Source organism: Serratia sp. CY84636 (genome assembly GCF_052166245.1).
GTDB lineage: Bacteria > Pseudomonadota > Gammaproteobacteria > Enterobacterales > Enterobacteriaceae > Serratia > Serratia nevei.
On the sequence record NZ_JBJNOX010000006.1, the window covers coordinates 389,549 to 407,062 of the forward strand.

Annotated in this window: 15 protein-coding genes; 13 read left to right on the forward strand and 2 right to left on the reverse strand. The window is 60.8% G+C overall.

Annotated features, from left to right (window positions below):
* Positions 1-103 precede the first annotated feature (103 nt).
* The 5 genes from fhuA (at position 104) to ACJ8QI_RS18825 (ending at position 6,504) form a co-directional block, all read left to right on the forward strand.
* A complete protein-coding gene (gene fhuA / locus ACJ8QI_RS18805) occupies positions 104-2,302 on the forward strand; it encodes a ferrichrome porin FhuA (RefSeq protein ID WP_149571398.1) in 2,199 nt (732 codons plus the stop codon).
* Positions 2,303-2,349: 47 nt separating this feature from the next.
* Complete coding sequence (gene fhuC, locus ACJ8QI_RS18810) at positions 2,350-3,147, forward strand: Fe3+-hydroxamate ABC transporter ATP-binding protein FhuC (RefSeq protein WP_049200086.1); 798 nt, start codon at positions 2,350-2,352, stop codon at positions 3,145-3,147.
* The gene (gene fhuD, locus ACJ8QI_RS18815; protein ID WP_038872395.1) at positions 3,147-4,055 is read left to right on the forward strand and encodes a Fe(3+)-hydroxamate ABC transporter substrate-binding protein FhuD; all 909 of its coding nucleotides are present in this window, start codon (positions 3,147-3,149) and stop codon (positions 4,053-4,055) included. Before fhuC ends, fhuD begins: the two co-directional genes overlap by 1 nt.
* Positions 4,052-6,040: a Fe(3+)-hydroxamate ABC transporter permease FhuB gene (gene fhuB / locus ACJ8QI_RS18820; protein ID WP_442532932.1), complete on the forward strand. Its 1,989-nt coding sequence runs from the start codon at positions 4,052-4,054 to the stop codon at positions 6,038-6,040. Before fhuD ends, fhuB begins: the two co-directional genes overlap by 4 nt.
* 311 nt (positions 6,041-6,351) lie before the next feature.
* Positions 6,352-6,504 carry a Hok/Gef family protein gene (locus ACJ8QI_RS18825; protein ID WP_004937610.1) on the forward strand — a complete coding sequence of 51 codons (153 nt, stop codon included), beginning with the start codon at positions 6,352-6,354 and terminating at the stop codon, positions 6,502-6,504.
* Between the two features lie 124 nt (positions 6,505-6,628).
* On the opposite strand, the gene metK is transcribed toward ACJ8QI_RS18825, so the two are convergent.
* On the reverse strand, positions 6,629-7,783 hold the full coding sequence (gene metK, locus ACJ8QI_RS18830; protein ID WP_033654692.1) for a methionine adenosyltransferase: 1,155 nt from the start codon (positions 7,781-7,783) through the stop codon (positions 6,629-6,631).
* A gap of 908 nt (positions 7,784-8,691) precedes the next feature.
* Here metK and speA point away from each other — a divergent pair.
* The 3 genes from speA to ACJ8QI_RS18845 all read left to right on the forward strand — a co-directional run bounded on the left by speA (position 8,692) and on the right by ACJ8QI_RS18845 (position 12,396).
* Positions 8,692-10,668 (forward strand): biosynthetic arginine decarboxylase, encoded by a 1,977-nt coding sequence (speA, locus tag ACJ8QI_RS18835; RefSeq protein ID WP_055311965.1) that lies wholly within the window; start codon positions 8,692-8,694, stop codon positions 10,666-10,668.
* A gap of 318 nt (positions 10,669-10,986) precedes the next feature.
* Positions 10,987-11,907 (forward strand): agmatinase, encoded by a 921-nt coding sequence (speB, locus tag ACJ8QI_RS18840; protein ID WP_004937606.1) that lies wholly within the window; start codon positions 10,987-10,989, stop codon positions 11,905-11,907.
* Positions 11,908-12,243: 336 nt separating this feature from the next.
* The gene (locus ACJ8QI_RS18845) at positions 12,244-12,396 is read left to right on the forward strand and encodes a Hok/Gef family protein (RefSeq protein ID WP_004937610.1); all 153 of its coding nucleotides are present in this window, start codon (positions 12,244-12,246) and stop codon (positions 12,394-12,396) included.
* A gap of 110 nt (positions 12,397-12,506) precedes the next feature.
* Here ACJ8QI_RS18845 and ACJ8QI_RS18850 read toward each other — a convergent pair whose 3' ends face one another.
* Positions 12,507-13,748, reverse strand: coding sequence for an MFS transporter (locus ACJ8QI_RS18850; protein ID WP_141960227.1), 1,242 nt, complete (start codon positions 13,746-13,748; stop codon positions 12,507-12,509).
* Positions 13,749-14,146: 398 nt separating this feature from the next.
* Here ACJ8QI_RS18850 and ACJ8QI_RS18855 point away from each other — a divergent pair, with 398 nt between their 5' ends.
* The 5 genes from ACJ8QI_RS18855 to ACJ8QI_RS18875 are packed head-to-tail and all read left to right on the forward strand — an operon-like array spanning position 14,147 to position 17,422.
* On the forward strand, positions 14,147-14,464 hold the full coding sequence (locus ACJ8QI_RS18855; RefSeq protein WP_004937614.1) for a non-heme iron oxygenase ferredoxin subunit: 318 nt from the start codon (positions 14,147-14,149) through the stop codon (positions 14,462-14,464).
* Between the two features lie 2 nt (positions 14,465-14,466).
* Complete coding sequence (locus ACJ8QI_RS18860; protein ID WP_004937617.1) at positions 14,467-14,775, forward strand: recombinase-like helix-turn-helix domain-containing protein; 309 nt, start codon at positions 14,467-14,469, stop codon at positions 14,773-14,775.
* Positions 14,776-14,795: 20 nt separating this feature from the next.
* Complete coding sequence (locus tag ACJ8QI_RS18865) at positions 14,796-15,839, forward strand: aromatic ring-hydroxylating oxygenase subunit alpha (protein ID WP_038874286.1); 1,044 nt, start codon at positions 14,796-14,798, stop codon at positions 15,837-15,839.
* Positions 15,836-16,591 carry an SDR family oxidoreductase gene (locus tag ACJ8QI_RS18870; RefSeq protein WP_442532934.1) on the forward strand — a complete coding sequence of 252 codons (756 nt, stop codon included), beginning with the start codon at positions 15,836-15,838 and terminating at the stop codon, positions 16,589-16,591. The genes ACJ8QI_RS18865 and ACJ8QI_RS18870 overlap by 4 nt, the downstream gene beginning before the upstream one ends.
* Before the next feature lie 36 nt (positions 16,592-16,627).
* Positions 16,628-17,422, forward strand: a complete 795-nt coding sequence (locus tag ACJ8QI_RS18875) for an IclR family transcriptional regulator (protein ID WP_004937625.1) — start codon at positions 16,628-16,630, stop codon at positions 17,420-17,422.
* The last annotated feature ends 92 nt before the right edge of the window (positions 17,423-17,514 follow it).

Genomic DNA, 17,514 nt, shown 5'->3' on the forward strand with positions numbered 1-17,514 from the left:
AATTCGGCTTGCAGTTTAATTTGGCTTCTGCATAAAATGCGACGCTTATAATAATTATTATCGTTTACATTCGTCATTTAATTATTCATCAGAGAAATCAACTATGCCGACCAAGCGTCTTTCATCATCCGCGGCCAAGCAGGGCCGTACCCCCGTCAGCGCGTTAGCGATCACCGTCGCTGCGGCGTTGGGCACGCTGGCGATGCCGGCTTTTTCCGCCGACGCCAAGCCGGCCGCCAAGGAAGACACGATTACCGTTGTGGGCGGTAGCAATACCGCCCAGCAGGAAAGCGCCTGGGGGCCGGTCGGCACCTATGTCGCCAAACGCAGCGCCACCGGCACCAAAACCGATACGCCGATCGAGAAGAACCCGCAGTCTGTTTCCGTGGTGACGCGTGAAGAGATGGACATGCGTCAGCCGGATACGGTGAAGGGCGCGCTGGCCTATGCGCCGGGCGTATTTGCCAGCCGCGGCAGCTCCACGACCTATGATGCGGTGGCGATCCGCGGCTTCCCGGCCACCAACACCACCCAGTATCTGGATGGGTTGCGGTTGCTGGGCGACAACTACAGCGAAGCGTCCATCGATCCTTATTTCCTCGAGCGCGCCGAGCTGCTGCGCGGCCCGGTCTCGGTGCTGTACGGCAAAAGCAACCCGGGTGGTTTGGTCTCGATGGTCAGCAAGCGGCCAACCACCGAGCCGCTGCGCGAAATCCAGTTCAAAATGGGCACCGATAACCTGTTCCAGACCGGTTTCGATTTCAGCGACGCGCTGGACGATCAGGGTATCTATTCTTACCGCCTGACCGGCCTGGCGAAAGACAGCGATTCGCAGCAGAACATGAGCAAAGAGAAGCGCTATGCGATCGCGCCGTCCTTTAGCTGGCGTCCGGATGACAAAACCAACTTCACGCTGTTGGCCAACATTCAAAACGATCCCTATACCGGTTATTACGGCTGGCTGCCGAAGCAGGGCACGCTGATTCCGCTGCCGAACGGCGGTAAGCTGCCGACCGATTTCAACGAAGGCGAAGCCAGCAACTACACCTCCCGCAAACAGCGGATGATCGGCTACAGCTTCGAACATGCCTTCAGCGATACCTGGGCGGTGCGCCAGAATCTGCGCTATATGCAGCTGGAAACCGACATGAAGAGCATCTATGGCAGCGGCGTTTCTGCGGCGACGCCGACGACGATTAATCGCGCCTATGTCCAGTCGAAAGAACACCTGAACAATTTCTCTGTGGATACCCAGGCGCAGGCGAAGGTGAAAACCGGCGATATCGACCACACGCTGTTGTTCGGCGTGGACTACATGCGCATGCGTAACGATATCAATGCCGCATTTGGCTCTGCGGACGGTCTGAGCATGACCAATCCGCAATACGGGAATGACGCGGTCAATATCAACTTCCCCTACCATTACCTGAACCGTCAGGAGCAAACCGGCCTGTATGTGCAGGAGCAAGGGGAGTGGAACCAGTGGCTGTTGACGCTGGGCGGGCGCTATGACTGGGCGAAGACTTCCGCTTATAACCGCGATGCGAGTTCGACGAGCCAGCAGACCGATCGTCAGTTCACCTGGCGCGGCGGCCTCAACTACTTGTTCGACAACGGCGTGACGCCGTATTTCAGCTACAGCGAATCGTTTGAACCGAATCTGGGCACGACGCAAGGGGGTAGCACCTTCAAGCCGTCGATCGGCAAGCAGTATGAAGCCGGCGTGAAATACGTGCCGAAGGATCGCCCAATCGTGCTGACCGGCGCCCTGTATCAGCTGACCAAGAACAACAACCTGACGCCGGACCCGAGCAATGCGCAGTTCAGCGTGCAGAGCGGCGAAATCCGTTCACGCGGCGTGGAGCTGGAAGCCAAGGCGGCGTTGAATGCCAACGTCAACCTGATCGCCTCCTATACCTATACCGATGCGAAGTACACCAAGGACAACACCTATCAGGGCAAACCGACCGTCGAAGTGCCGAAACACATGGCTTCGCTGTGGGCGGATTACACCTTCCACGAAACGGCGGTGAGCGGCCTGACGCTGGGTTCCGGCGTGCGTTACGTCGGCTCCAGCTCGAGCTTCAACAGCGATAATTCCGCCTTCAAGGTGCCGGATTACACGCTGGTGGACGCTACCATTAAATACGATCTGGCGCGCTTTGGCCTGCCGGGCTCGTCCGTGGGCGTCAACATCAACAACCTGTTCGACAAGACCTACGTGTCGAGCTGCTACCGCGACTACGCCTGCTACTGGGGCGCAGAACGCCAGGTGGTCGCCACCGCAACCTTCCGTTTCTAACCGGATAGCCGGGGCGGCGCCGCGTCGCCCCGGACAAAGCAGGATCTATGCAGGACAAACTTCTTAATCCCGGCGCGACCTTCGCGCTGGATAACGCCAGCTTCGCCGTCCCCGGCCGGGTGCTGTTGCAACCGCTGTCGCTCAGTTTTCCCCAGGGCAAAGTCTGCGGCCTGATCGGCCATAACGGTTCTGGTAAATCCACTCTGTTGAAACTGCTCGGGCGGCATCAAGCCCCCAGCGGTGGCCAGGTACTGCTCAATCGGCAGCCGTTGGCGCAGTGGGACAGCAAATCCTTCGCCCGCCAGGTGGCCTACCTGCCGCAGCAGTTGCCGGCGGCGGAAGGCATGACGGTGCGCGAGCTGGTGGCCGTCGGCCGCTATCCGTGGCACGGCGCGCTGGGGCGTTTTGGCGCCAACGATCGCCAATTGGTCGAAGAGGCCATTTCACTGGTGGGGCTCAAGCCGTTCGCCAACCGCCTGGTGGACAGCCTGTCCGGCGGCGAGCGCCAACGCGCCTGGCTGGCGATGATGGTGGCGCAGGACAGCCGCTGCCTGCTGCTTGACGAACCGACGTCGGCGCTGGACATCGCGCACCAGGTCGAGGTGCTGGCGCTCATTCAGCGTTTGAGCCGTGAACGCGATCTCACGGTGATCGCCGTGCTGCACGACATCAACATGGCGGCGCGCTACTGCGATCATCTGGTGGCGCTGCGCGGCGGTGAAATGATCGCTCAGGGCGGCCCGCTGGAACTGATGCAGGGGCCGGTGCTGGAGCAAATTTACGGTATTCCTATGGGCACGTTGCCGCACCCGAGCGGCGGCGCGCCGGTGAGTTTTGTCTACTGATGTCTTCTGCATTCACTTCTTCTCACGATCCGCTGCGCCGCCGTTTGTTGATGGCGCTGGCGCTGTCACCGCTGTTGGGCTCGTTGCCCGGCCGGGCGGCGGATGCGCCGCCGGATATCGCGCGCGTTGCGGCGCTGGAATGGCTGCCGATCGAACTGCTGTTGGCATTGGGCGTGACGCCGCTGGCGGTGGCCGATGTGCATAACTACAACCTGTGGGTGGCGGAGCCGAAGCTGCCGGCGACGGTGGTCGACGTCGGTCAGCGCACCGAACCTAACCTCGAACTGCTGCAGCAGCTCCAGCCTTCGCTGGTGTTGCTGTCGCAAGGCTATGGCCCGACGCCGCGAAAAATCCAACCCATCGCGCCAACCATGAGCTTCGGCTTCAACGACGGCAGCGGCAAACCGCTGACCGTCGCCCGCCAGTCGCTGCTAGCGCTGGGCCAGCGGTTGGGCATAGAAAGCCGGGCGGTAAACCACCTGGCGCAGTTCGACGGCTTTATGCAGGACGCGCGTCAGCGCCTGCAAAGCTATACCCGGCAACCGCTGCTGTTGTTTTCGCTGATCGACACGCGCCATGCGTTGATCATCGGCCAGAAAAGCCTGTTCCAGGAAGCGATGGACCAACTGGGCATCCGCAATGCCTGGCAGGAGCAAACCGACTTTTGGGGCACGGCGGTGGTGGGGATTGAACGGTTGGCTACGGTGCGTAATGCCCGGGTCATCTATCTCGATCACGGTAATCAGGCGATGATGGACAAGGTCAGCGCGACGCCGCTGTGGCAGTCGTTGCCCTTTGTGCGGCAAAACCAACTGCGGCAGGTGCCGGCGGTGTGGTTCTACGGCGCCACGCTGTCGACGATGCGGTTTTGCCGCCTGTTGGCGCAGGCCCAGGAGAGTGCGGCATGAATGCGTGCATCCGGAGATTACCACTGACGCTGATCCTACTGTTGCTGGCGGCGGCAGGCGGCCTGACGATATACAACCTGGCGCAGCAGCTGCCGCCGGCGCAATGGATGCGGGCGCTCAGCGCGCCGGACATCGACGACGTGCGGCAAATGCTGTTCCATTACAGCCTGCTGCCGCGGTTGACGGTGTCGCTGTTGGCCGGCGCCGGCCTGGGGTTGGTCGGCGTCCTGTTCCAGCAGGTGTTGCGCAATCCGTTGGCGGAGCCGTCGACGCTCGGCGTTGCCGCCGGCGCGCAGCTCGGCCTGACCATTGCCACGCTGTGGGTGCTGCCGGTGGGCGAATTCACTCGCCAGCTGGCCGCTATGGTGGGCGCGATTGTGGTGGGCGGGCTGGTGTTCGGCGTCGCCTGGGGCAAGCGGATGTCGCCGGTCACGCTGATTCTGGCCGGGCTGGTACTGGGGCTGTACTGCGGCGCGGTCAACAGCCTGTTGGCGCTGTTTCATTACGATCAGCTGCAGGGCATGTTCCTGTGGGGCACTGGCGCGTTGAACCAACAGGACTGGAGCGCCGTGCAGTTCATTCTGCCGCGTTTGCTGGTGGCCGGCCTGCTGGCGGCACTGTTGCTGCGCCCGCTGACGCTGCTGGGGCTGGACGATGGCGTGGCGCGTAACCTGGGGCTGGGGCTGTCGATGGCGCGCTTCTGCACTCTGGGGCTGGCCATTATCTTCAGCGCCATGTTGGTGAGTGCGGTGGGCGTTATCGGTTTTATCGGCCTGTTTGCGCCGCTGATGGCGAAGATGCTGGGCGCGCGCCGCCTGGCGCACCGCATGATGCTGGCGCCGTTGCTGGGGGCGCTGCTGCTGTGGTTGACCGATCAGGTGATGATCGGGGTGACGCAGGTGTGGCGTGAGATCCCGACCGGCGCGGCCACCGCGCTGTTCGGCGCACCGCTGCTGCTGTGGCTGCTGCCGCGTTTGCGCAGCGCCGCCGCGCCGCCGCCGATGAACCTCGGCGACAAGGTGCCTGCCGAACGCGGGAATCTGCCTGCCTGGATCCTGGTGGGGGGCCTTGTACTGCTGATCGGCCTGACGCTGGCGCTGATGCTGGGCAAAAATGCCGGAGGCTGGCACTGGAGCCTGGGGGCGGAACTGGACTCCTTGCTGCCGTGGCGCTGGCCGCGGGTGCTGTCGGCGCTGGCGGCGGGCATGATGCTGGCGGTCGCCGGCACGCTGATCCAGAAATTGACCGGCAATCCGATGGCCAGCCCGGAAGTGTTGGGCATCAGTTCCGGCGCCGCTTTTGGCGTCGTGATGATGCTGTTTATGGTGCCGGGCGACGCCTTCGTTTGGCTGCTGCCCGCCGGCAGCCTGGGGGCGGCCGCGACGCTGCTTATTATCATGATCGCCGCAGGTCGCGGCGGTTTCTCGACGGAACGTATGCTGCTCGCCGGTATCGCGCTCAGCACCGCCTTTACCACTGTCATCTTCCTGCTGTTGGCCAGCGGCGATCCGCGTATGGGGGGCTTGCTGACCTGGCTCTCCGGCTCGACCTATTCGGTGGAGCCGGCGCAGGCGCTGCGTACCGCGCTGGTGGCCTCCGGCCTGATGGTATTGGCGCCGCTGTGCCGCCGTTGGTTGACCATCCTGCCGCTCGGCGGCGCCACCGCCCGTTCGGTGGGCATTGCACTGACGCCGGCGCGGTTGACCATTCTTTTATTGGCCGCCGTGCTGACCGCCATGGCGACCCTGACCGTAGGGCCGTTGAGCTTTGTCGGGCTGATGGCACCGCATATGGCGCGCATGCTGGGCTTCCGCCGTGCGCTGCCGCAGATGGTGATCGCCGCGCTGCTGGGCGGCTTGCTGATGGTGTTTGCCGACTGGTGCGGGCGGATGCTGCTGTTCCCGTACCAGATCCCCGCCGGGTTGTTGGCGACCTTTATCGGTGCGCCGTACTTCGTTTATCTGTTGCGTAAGCAGACGTCGTAATCGGCGTCTCGCCGTGCTTTTTCTGCCCTCAAAGGCTCAGCGTCGCTGAGCCTTTTTTTATTTTTCAGGGTGTTGCAAGGCACTGCGAGCGGTTGCGCAAAAACGATATTGCGTGCGAAAAGGAACACGTGGCGTGGTGGTGAGATGAATATACTGCGGGCGGGTGCTCTGGATCTTTGTCTCTGGAGCCCGTGCGAAAGAGATAAAGAGAAAAGCCCCGAGTCGATATCCATCAACCCGAGGCCTACTCTAACGCGTGACAACGTTAAGTTAGCCTCTTACCCGCCGCGAGGCAAGGAGAAGAAGGCATGATGCCGAACAAACGGAGCCTGTTAAAATTGGTGGTTATTTGTGCCACGGTAATATCACTGGCATGGATAACTCGCAGCACGCTGTGTGAGCTGCGGATCCGATCGGGCACTACGGAGGTTGCGGCCATTTTGGCTTACGAATCCGAACGGTAAGGCAACCCGGCAGCGGGGGCTTTGCCTCCGCTTGCCGGCAAGTCGCTGCGTTGATCCGGGAGCACCCATCCGCTTAAAAAAAACGGCGAGCCCAGGCTCGCCGTTTTCATGTTGATGTCGGGGCTTATTTCAGGCCGGCGGCATCGCGCAGCAGCGCGGCTTTGTCGGTCGCTTCCCACGGGAAGTGCTCGCGGCCGAAGTGGCCGTAGGCAGCGGTTTCGCGGTAAATCGGCTGCAGCAGATCCATCATCTGGATCAGGCCGTATGGGCGCAGATCGAAGAATTCGCGCACCAGCAGCGTCAGCTGTTCGGTTGGCACTTTCTCGGTACCGAAGGTTTCCACCATGATGGAGGTCGGTTCCGCTACGCCGATAGCGTAAGACACCTGGATCTCGCAGCGATCGGCCAGGCCGGCGGCGACGATGTTTTTCGCCACGTAGCGCGCCGCGTAAGCCGCGGAACGGTCAACCTTGGACGGATCCTTACCGGAGAAGGCGCCGCCGCCGTGGCGCGCCATGCCGCCGTAGGTGTCGACGATGATCTTACGGCCGGTCAGACCGCAGTCGCCCATCGGGCCGCCGATAACGAAACGGCCGGTCGGGTTGATGTGGTATTTGGTGCCCGCCGTCAGCCATTCCGCCGGCAGGACCGGTTTAATGATCTCTTCCATCACCGCTTCTTGCAGATCTTTCAGCGCGATGTCTTCGGAATGCTGAGTGGACAGCACCACGGCGTCGATACCGACGATTTTGCCGTCGTCGTACTGGAAGGTTACCTGGCTCTTCGCGTCCGGACGCAGCCACGGCAGGGTGCCGTTTTTGCGCACTTCGGACTGACGCTGCACCAGACGGTGTGCGTAGGTCACCGGAGCCGGCATCAGCACGTCGGTTTCGTTGGTGGCGTAGCCAAACATCAAGCCCTGATCGCCGGCGCCCTGCTCGAGAGGATCGGTACGGTCAACGCCCTGATTGATATCCGGGGATTGTTTGCCGATGGCGCTCAATACTGCGCAGGAGTTGGCGTCAAAGCCCATGTCCGAATGAACGTAGCCGATTTCGCGTACGGTTTTGCGGGTGATCTCTTCGATATCGACCCAGGCGCTGGTGGTGATTTCACCGCCGACCAGCACCATGCCGGTTTTCACGTAGGTTTCGCAGGCGACGCGCGCTTTCGGATCCTGTTCCAGGATGGCGTCGAGGACGGCATCGGAGATCTGATCGGCGATTTTATCGGGATGTCCTTCGGAGACGGATTCGGACGTGAAGAGGTGTTTAGCCATTGTGTTCTTTACCTTGCATAAGACGGGTTAGAAATTACTGCACAGCGCTGGAGATCCGGCATCAAAGCGAAGGGTCTTCCGCTGATGGCGCGAGATGCATCCTGCAACGCCCCTCAGGCAAAGCCGTTAAGCAGTTTATCAGTTAACCAGTATAGATGGATTAACATCTGGACGTCTATTTTAGGTCAGGGTTTAGCCAGATTGCCAGTAATTTTTTGCGCTTTCGCTCTTTTGCGCAAACGGGTTGGCGCCATTTTCATCGCTTGAAACAGTTTTCGGCGAATTTTCATTTTGCTTTTTCACCTGCTTACCGGTATAAACTGCGCGCGCGGTTCATTTGCTGCACAGTACGGCGATTGGCGGTGGGGAAGGTGCGATAAACTTCCGCTTTGCATTCGCCGGCGTTGCGCTATTATCCGTCGCAGGCGTTCGCCGTGAGCGCCGCCGCTTCATCGAACGGTCACGTTCTTACACTATTTTAGAGGCTGGGTCGTTCACTCCGAACGGCGCGCGTGGAGGTGGTTGGATTAATGATCCGTTGTCTACCGGTTGTTGGCTCCCAACAGCAGTGCCGTTCTGGCGCACATTCTTCTGCTATTTCCCGTCTTGTCTCTCTGTCACTTACCAGGTGCGATAAACACTTGGCCGCTACTCAGGATTCTCGGGCCGGCTAACGGTCGTCTGAAGAACTGAACAAGGGTAGCCTGCAGCCTTCCTGTGGGATGTTTCTTGGCCCGATTCACGAGGTTTGAACAGGGTGTCTTACAATTATATGAGTGATAAACCGATCGCTGACCGCGAACGGCAGTTCTCTTCGCTGCCGCCAGCGCGGCTTGTTGGGTTGTTCTCGCGGGTTGTAGCTGCGATAGTGGCTGACGGTTTCGTCAGTGCGGAATGTGAGGCGAACCATGTCTGATGATCTGTTGATTCACCGCCCGCCGGTTGCGGGCGAGTCTTTATCTTTGCGCTCCATGCAGGAGGTTGCCATGAATGATCGTAATGCCAGCAAGATGCTGCGCACTTATAACGTCGCCTACTGGGGCAACAATTACTATGACGTCAACGAGCTGGGCCATATCAGCGTGTGCCCGGACCCGGATGTCCCGCAGGCGCGCGTCGATCTGGCAGAACTGGTGAAAACGCGCCAGCAAGACGGGCAGCGTTTGCCTGCGCTGTTCTGCTTCCCGCAGATCCTCCAGCATCGCTTGCGTTCGATCAACGCCGCGTTCAAACGCGCGCGTGAGTCCTTCGGTTACCAGGGCGGCTATTTCCTGGTGTATCCGATCAAGGTGAACCAACATCGCCGCGTGATTGAGTCGCTGGTGAACTCCGGGGAACCGCTGGGGCTGGAAGCCGGCTCCAAGGCCGAGCTGATGGCGGTGCTGGCGCATGCCGGCATGACCCGCTCGGTGATCGTCTGTAACGGCTATAAAGATCGTGAATACATTCGCCTGGCGCTGATCGGGGAAAAACTGGGGCACAAGGTGTACCTGGTGATCGAGAAGATGTCCGAGATCAACCTGGTGCTGGAAGAAGCCGAACGGTTGAACGTCATACCACGCCTGGGCGTGCGTGCGCGTCTGGCTTCGCAGGGCTCCGGCAAATGGCAGTCGAGCGGCGGCGAAAAATCCAAGTTCGGCCTGGCGGCGGTGCAGGTGCTGAAGCTGGTAGAGACCCTGCGCGAAGCGGGCCGTCTCGACAGCCTGCAACTGCTGCACTTCCACCTGGGCTCGCAGCTGGCCAACATTCGCGACATCGCCACCGGCGTGCGCGAATCGGCGCGCTTCTACGTTGAACTGCACAAGCTGGGCGTCAACATTCAGTGCTTCGACGTGGGCGGCGGTTTGGGCGTCGACTACGAAGGCACCCGCTCGCAGTCCGACTGCTCGGTGAACTACGGCCTGAACGAATATGCCAACAACGTGATTTGGGGCATCGGCGACGCCTGTAACGAACACGGCCTGCCGCACCCGACGGTGATCACCGAGTCCGGCCGCGCCGTGACCGCGCACCACACGGTGTTGGTCTCCAACGTGATCGGCGTAGAACGCAACGAATTCAGCGAACCGCTGCCGCCGGAAGCCGACGCGCCGCGCGCGCTGGAAAGCATGTGGGAAACCTGGCTGGAAATGAACGAGCCGGAGAACCGCCGCTCGCTGCGCGAATGGCTGCACGACAGCCAGATGGATCTGCACGACGTGCATACCCAATACGCGCACGGCATGTTGGATCTGACCAAGCGTGCCTGGGCCGAGCAGCTGTATCTGAACATCTGCAACAAGATCCAGCAGCAGCTCGATCCGAGCAACCGCGCGCACCGTCCGATCATTGACGAACTGCAAGAACGCATGGCGGACAAGTTCTACGTCAACTTCTCGCTGTTCCAATCGATGCCGGATGCCTGGGGTATCGATCAGCTGTTCCCGGTGCTGCCGCTGGAAGGGCTGGATAAGCCGCCGGAAGGCCGCGCGGTGCTGCTCGACATCACCTGCGACTCCGACGGCACCATCGACCACTATGTCGACGGCGACGGCGTGGCGACCACCATGCCGATGCCGCCGTACGATCCGGAGAACCCGCCGGCGCTGGGCTTCTTCATGGTCGGTGCGTACCAGGAGATCCTCGGCAACATGCACAACCTGTTCGGCGATACCGCCTCGGTTGACGTGTATGTGTTCCCGGACGGCAGCGTCGAGACCGAACTGTCCGACGAGGGCGACACCGTGGCGGACATGTTGGAGTACGTGCAGCTCGATCCGAGTGCGCTGCTGGCCAAATTCCGCGATCAGGTCAAAGAAACCGATCTGGACAGCGAGCTGCAGGCGCAGTTCCTGGAAGAGTTTGAGGCCGGCCTGTACGGCTACACGTATCTGGAAGACGAGTAACCGCCCTCTTCAGGGGGGCGATATCGGCCCCCTTGAAGCATGGATAAAATGCGGCCATAATCTGCCGTATCGGTAGCACCGAAACAAACATCGAATTACCCGTCATACTTGAAGTTGCCTCTGTGTTGGCTGCGTGCGTTCACCCCAGTTACTTACTTGAGTAAGCTCCTGGGGATTCCCGTTCTGGCCGTCTTGATGCAACTCCAATTATCCAGGGTATCAATCCCTTTCTCGTCGGGCTAACGACGCGGGAGGGATTTTTTTTTGTAACGGCCCGGCGTCTGCGCCTGGCAACTTGTTGAACTACGAGGGTTTACTATGAGCACCTTAGGCCATCAGTCCGATAATTCATTAGTGTCCAATGCCTTTGGTTTCCTGCGCTTTCCGCTGAACTTCATGCCTTACGACAGCGATGCAGAGTGGGTCATCACCGGCATTCCGTTTGACATGGCGACCTCCGGTCGCGCCGGTGGCCGTCACGGCCCGGCGGCTATTCGTCAGGTATCTACCAACCTGGCCTGGGAAGGCAACCGTTGGCCGTGGAGCTTCGATCTGCGCGATCGGCTGAACGTGGTTGACTGCGGCGACATCGTGTTCAATTTCGGCGATGCGCAGGACATGAGCGACAAGCTGCAGGCGCACGCGGAGAAACTGCTGAAGGCCGGTAAGCGCATGCTCTCGTTCGGCGGCGACCACTTCGTGACCCTGCCGCTGCTGCGCGCGCACGCCAAGCATTTCGGCAAGCTGGCGCTGGTACACTTCGACGCCCATACCGATACCTACGCCAACGGCAGCAAGTTCGACCACGGCACCATGTTCTACCATGCCCCGAACGAAGGCCTGATCGATCCGCACCACTCGGTGCAGATCGGTATTCGCACCGAGTTCGATCATGACAACGGCTTTACCGTGCTGGATGCCGCGCAGGTGAACGATCGCAGCGTGGACGACCTGCTGACCCAGATCAAAGGCATCGTCGGCGATATGCCGGTGTACCTGACCTTCGACATCGACTGCTTGGATCCGGCGTTCGCACCGGGCACCGGCACGCCGGTGATCGGCGGTCTGACTTCCGATCGTGCGCTGAAACTGGTGCGCGGCATGCAGTCGCTGAACATCGTCGGCATGGACGTGGTAGAAGTGGCGCCGGCCTATGACCAGTCCGAGATCACCGCGCTGGCCGCGGCGACCCTGGGCTTGGAGATGCTGTACCTGCAGGCGGCGAAGAAACACGCCTGACGCCAGGCCACGCCTCGCTGAAAAAGCGGCTCCCATCGTATGGGGCCGCTTTTTTTATTTCATTTGTCGCCATCCGCGCTGCGATTTTCAGCCTGTTGCAACGCCTTTGCGCAATCCTGCGCAGAAATGAAACTGAGTCAGAGAATAAGGACACGGGACAACGGAGAGGATGAATATACTGCGCGCGGGTGCTCTGGATCTTTGTATCTGGAGCCTGCGTGAAAGGTACAAAGAGAAAAGCCCCGAGTCGATATCCATCAACCCGAGGCCAACTCTAACGCCAGACAACGTTAAGTTAGCCTCTTACCCGCCGCGAGGCAAGGAGAAGAAGGCATGATGCCGAACAAACGGAGCCTGTTAAAATTGGTGGTTATTTGTGCCACGGTAATATCACTGGCATGGATAACTCGCAGCACGCTGTGTGAGCTGCGGATCCGATCGGGCACTACGGAGGTTGCGGCCATTTTGGCTTACGAATCCGAACGGTAAGGCAACCCGGCGACGGGGGATGTCCCCCGTCTGCTGATTGTTGGCGTCCAGATCCATGAGCACCCTCTCAACGCTGTCGGTTTTCCGCCGCACAGGACAGGGAAACGGGTTTATGCCCGCTTCACCTGCCGCGCCAGCAACATGCGGCCAAACAGTGCGCCGCCCGCCAGCAATGTCAGCAACTGCGAGGCGATCAGCACCGCAAAGCCTGAAGACACCTTACCCTGGCTGGCCATCACCATGCCCATCGCCATCGGCACAAACGCCGAAAACAGATTGCCGATGCCGTTGATCAGCCCATAGGCGCTGCCGACCGCCTCCGGCCGCGCATAATGTTGCAGCAGGGTAGGGATCGCCGCGCCCTGCGCGCCCCAACAGGCATTGGCCGCCAGCAGGAAGAAGGCGATCCAGCCAAGCTGATGGCTGTTCATCACGCCATAGATACACAGCGCGGTCGCTGCGCCGCCGCAGACGAAGATCAGCGGCGCTTGATAAGGGCGGATACGATCGAGCAACACGCCGCCGAGGTATTTGGAGGCGATGCTGACGATGAAAGGCAGCGCGGCCATCCAGCCCATCTGCTTGATGGAGAACCCCTTTTCATCGGTCAGATACGCCGGCAACCAGGAGCTGGAGCCCCACAGATAGCTGAGCGTAGCGATCTCGATCAGCAGGATCCAGCCAAGCATCGGCGTGCGCCAGGCCAGCGTAAAGGTGTGCCAGACGCGGCTCAGCGCCGGTTGCGGAGCTGCAGGGCGCGAGGGTGAAGACAGGGCGAGGGGATGAACGAACAGCCGCACCAGCGCCAGCCCCAGCAGCAGGTTGAGCAGCGCCAGCAGGTGAAACGACATCGCCCAGCCGAAATGCGCCATCAGAAAACTCACCAGCGGAAAGCCGAGCACCAGCCCCAACGAAACGCCCAGCGCGCTGACGGCGTTGGGCTTGCCGCGCTCGTCGGCGGCGAAGTGATCGCTGATGTACATGGTCTTCAGCGAGAACAGCGGCCCCTCGCTGACGCCAAGCAGCGCGCGCACCACGCACAGCAGCATCAGCGATCCCGCCAGCGGCGAGGCGGCGGTGAGCAGCGCCCACAGCACCACGCTCAGCGTCAGCGCGCGGCGGTAACCCATCAGCGTTTCCAGAAACGGCGTCAGCAACATGGCGGACAGGCCGTAGCCGAGCAAAAACACCGTCATCAGCGTGCCCTGGTGGGCGCGGTCGCCGCCGAGTTGGAAGTGTTGCAGGAAGTCGGGATTGACCAACATCACGGCGATATTGACCCGATCCGCATAGGCGATAACGATCAGAAACAGCAGGGCGATCACCCCAAACCAGCGTTGACGTTGTTGCACGTTGCGTTCCTCAATGCGAGCGGTTGACGAATTCAGGCAGCAGCAAACTCACCCGCGGATGCCATTGCGCGCAAACGCGGGGGATGAGGCTGATTGATGTAAATTTATTGTTATCAAATAGGGTGTGAAAGACAGTGAGAAAACACTTTTACGCGCAATGCGTCGTCGGAATCAACGCATTTTTTGCCATAAATTAGTGGGAGAGCGCACAACTGACATAGGTTTTTCATATCGGTGCATGATTTCGTGATCCTTCCCGCATTTGTCATTTTTAAACAACCTTTCATTAACATTTGCCGTTCCGCTCGCTTGACGAAAGTTTCGCCAGACCTATAGTGGCTGTATTAAATAAGAAACTGAGTTTCATATATGAAACAATCAGATAGAGGACAAAAGCAATGAGCTGGAAGAATGTGTGCGAAGTGTCTCAGGTGAAAGAAGATTTTCCTTTCTCCGGCAAAGTGGAAGGAAAAGAGATCGGGGTGTACCTGCTCGACGGTAACTACTACGCGCTGGAAGACGTTTGCCCGCATGCTTATGCCTTGCTCAGCCAGGGGTTTGTAGACGACGGCAAGGTTGAGTGCCCGCTGCACGAAGCGCTGTTTGACGTGCGAACCGGCCAGTGCCTGCGCGAGCCGGGCGGTCGCGATCTGCAAACCTATCCCACCCGGGTGGTCGACAACCAAATCCAGATCACCTTTATCGCGGAGGAGTAATCATGCAGCACATCACCGATTTCAATCCCTGGCTGCCGGACACCCAACAGGTGACGCCGGCCCGCGAAGGCGGCAACGGTCAAATCCATCAGCCGGGCCAGTTCCGCAATGTCATCTGGCAAAACCGCGCCCGTGTGCCGGACGGTTTCGAAACCGCCCTGGTGGCGGCGCTGGAAACGATCTTCGATCAGGGCGCGGAAGAGCTGGAGCAGATCGTCAGCGCGCTGAATCAGCGCCGCCTGTTCGATCGCAGCGGCCAACCGTGGAATGAGGCGACGTTCCGCGAATTCCTTCACGTTAACGGTTTCTGAGCCACCTCCGGGAGAAGACAATGACAGCAAACACAACATCCTCCGAACAGAGCTTGCAGGACTATCTTGACCAGGGGTTGCGCGGCATGTGGTATCCGGTACTGGCCAGCTGGGAAGTGGGCAACAACCCGGTCGGCATCACCCGCCTTGAACAGCAAATCGTGGTATGGCGCGACGGTGAAGGCCAGATCCACGCGCTGGAAGACCGCTGCCCGCACCGCGGCGCGCGGCTTTCCATGGGGTGGAACCTCGGCGATCGCATCGCCTGCTGGTATCACGGGGTGGAAGTCGGCGGCGACGGTACGGTGAAAGACGTGCCGGCAGTGGATCGCTGCCCGCTGGTGGGGCAAAAATGCCTGCGTTCTTACCCGGCCAAAGAAGCCTATGGCGCGGTGTTCCTCTATTTCGGCGTGACGGCGGATGAAGCGCCGGCGGCGCTGACTTTCCCGCAAGAACTGGCGGACGAAGCCTCGTACAGCAACTTCCTGTGCACCGCCAGCTGGAACTGCAACTACCAATACGCCCTGGAAAACGTGATGGATCCGATGCACGGCACCTACCTGCACTCTTCCTCACACTCAATGGCGGAGGGGGATCGCAAGGCGGATATGGGGCTGGAACCGACCGACAGCGGGTTTATCTTCAAGAAGAACGGCCAGATCGGCGTCAACTTCGACTGGGTGGAGTTCGGCAGCAGCGGCGCCTATTGGATGCGCCTGTCGATCCCATACAAGAAGCGCTTCGGGCCAGGTGGCCACTTCTGGATCATCGGCATGGTGGTGCCGGAAGACAAGGATCACTGCCGGGTCTTCTTCTGGCGCATCCGTAAGGTCAAAGACTGGCAGCGTGACATGTGGCGCTTCATGTACCGCAACCGCCTGGAATCATTGCATTGGGACGTGCTCGAGCAGGATCGCATCGTGCTTGAGAACATGGCGCCTAACGCCCGCGGCCGCGAATACCTGTACCAGCACGACGTCGGTCTTTCTCGCCTGCGCCGCCTGATGCAGAAAGAGGCGCAGAAACAGCTGGCGACGCTGCGCGAGCGGGAGGCGGCGCAGTGAACGGCCTGCTGAACGGTAAACGCATCGTGGTCACCGGGGCGGCGCGCGGCCTGGGCTACAGCTTCGCTGCCGCCATCGCCGCCGCCGGCGCGCAGGTGGTGATGTGCGACATTCTGGCGGATGAACTGGCGGCGAGCGGTGCCGCGCTGCGCGAGCAGGGCGCTCAGGTGGAAACGCAGACGATCGATCTGGCGTCACCGGATTCGATCCGCTCGGCGTTCGAAAAGATCGCCGCTGGCGGCGGGATCGACGGCCTGGTAAACAACGCGGCGCTGGCGACCGGCGTCGGCGGCAAAACCATGATGGAATACGATATCGATCTGTGGGATCGGGTGATGCAGGTCAACGTGCGCGGCACCTGGGTGGTGAGTCAGGCGGCGGTGCCGCTGCTGGCGCGCAACCCGCACGCCAAGATCGTCAACGTGGCGTCGGATACCGCGCTGTGGGGCGCGCCGCGCCTGATGGCCTATGTCGCCAGCAAAGGCGCGCTGATCGCGATGACCCGCTCGATGGCGCGCGAGCTGGGCCCGCAGGGGATCTGCGTCAACGCCATCGCACCGGGCCTGACGCGGGTGGAAGCCACCGAGTATGTGCCCGCCGAGCGCCATCAGCTGTATGAGCAGGGGCGCGCGCTGGCCGGGGCGCAGCATCCGGACGATGTGAACGGTACGGTGCTTTATCTGCTGTCGTCGCTGGCGGATTTCGTCACCGGCCAACTGCTGCCGGTCAACGGCGGCTTCGTATTCAACTGAGGCCCGCAGGGCAGGCGCACAGCGCAGGAGCGAGAGATGGCGGACGAGCAAGCATGTAAGTATCTGATCCCGGGACTGGATCGCGGGTTGCAGTTGCTGCTGGCATTTGGCGAGCAGCATAAGGAAATGACCTTCGCCGAGTTGCATCGCCTGGTCGATATGCCGAAGGCCACCGCTTACCGGGTGGTGCAGACGCTCGAGCACCTGGGCTTTTTGGAGCGCAATCCGCGCACCAACACCTTTGCGCTCGGCATCAAGGTGCTGCGCCTCGGCTTCGAATACATCGCGTCGCTGGACGTGGCGCAGGCCGGCCAGCCGGTGATTGAGCAGCTGCGCGATCGCAGCCAGTGCAGCAGCCATCTGGCGATCCGCGACGGGCGCGACGTTATTTACATCGCCCGCGTCAGCGCCGCCGGTTCGCAGATCAATCAGGTCAGCGTCGGCACCCGTTTGCCGGTGCACCAAACCTCTCTGGGTCGCATGCTGTTGACCAGCGCCACCCGCAGCGAGTTCGAACAACTTTATCCGGACGCGCAGCTGCCGGGCAATGCGCCGGGCACCCCGGCGGATCGCGAAACGCTGTGGCAGATGGTGCAGCAAGACAAAGCGCGCGGCTATGTGATCGGCGAATCGTTCTTCCGCCACGGCATCTCCTCGATCGTCTACCCGATCTTCAACCGCGAGCAGCGGGTCGAGGCGGTGGTCAGCATCATGGTGCCGTCCGATGAGATCCCGAAAGCGGATCGCGAGCGGCTGCGCATGGAAGTGCGCGACGCGGCGGAGAAAATTTCCGGCTTCCTCGGCGCGCCGCCGCAGGCCAACGTCGGCTAACCGACAGGACCGACTCTTTTACTCAGGCAGGGATAAGGCCCGTAGCAAACAGGGGCCGGGGTTCACTCATGCCTGAAAACCGTATGCAGCGA